The organism is Mycobacterium sp. 1165196.3, from assembly GCF_001673415.1.
GTDB lineage: Bacteria > Actinomycetota > Actinomycetes > Mycobacteriales > Mycobacteriaceae > Mycobacterium > Mycobacterium europaeum_A.
Window position 1 is genome coordinate 1 of sequence record NZ_LZLU01000225.1, and the last position, 603, is coordinate 603.

A 603-nucleotide genomic window follows, 5' to 3' on the forward strand; every position below is an offset into this window, starting at 1 on the left:
GCGGGCAGTCGTACACCGCCACCACCCTGGGCGAGCTGGAAAAGAGCTACAACGCCATCGAGAACGAGATCGGCTACCGCACGGTGCCGGGGCCGGGCAGCTCCGGCTGGCTGCGGCTGGCCGTGCTGACCGCCCTGATCGCGACCGCGCTGGCACTGCTGATCAACCGGCGCCTGCCCAGCTGACTCAGGCGGGCAGCCTGCGGTTCAGCAGGAGCCCGGCCAGGATGGCGCCGGCCAGGACGAACGCGCCGAGCAGCATCCAGGCCAGGCTGGCGTCGCCCTTCACGGTTTCGTAGCCGATCTGGCGCTGCAGCGTCGAGTACACGTTCTTCAGCGAGTCCAGGCTGTCGGCGTGGAACGACTGGCCGTCGGTGATCTCGCAGATCTTCTGCAGGGTCTGGTCGGTCGAGACCGGGACGGCGATGCGTTGCCCGTCCATCTCGATCTCGCCGCCCTTGGTCCCGAACGAGATCGTCGAGATCGGCACGCCCTCGTCCTTGGCCAGCCGCGCCGCCGTGTAGACGCCGTCGTGCGGATCGCTGGGATTGGAAGGCTTGTTTTCGCCGCCGTCGGAGAGCAGCACGATGCGGGCCGGCGGCGG

The 603-nt window shown here is 69.0% G+C and carries 2 pseudogenes; one reads left to right on the top strand and one right to left on the bottom strand.

Annotated elements, in window-relative coordinates:
* Positions 1-185: pseudogene (locus A5659_RS22835) on the top strand (hypothetical protein); the annotation flags it as partial.
* A gap of 1 nt (position 186) precedes the next feature.
* Here A5659_RS22835 and A5659_RS22840 read toward each other — a convergent pair.
* Positions 187-603: pseudogene (locus tag A5659_RS22840) on the bottom strand (hypothetical protein); the annotation flags it as partial.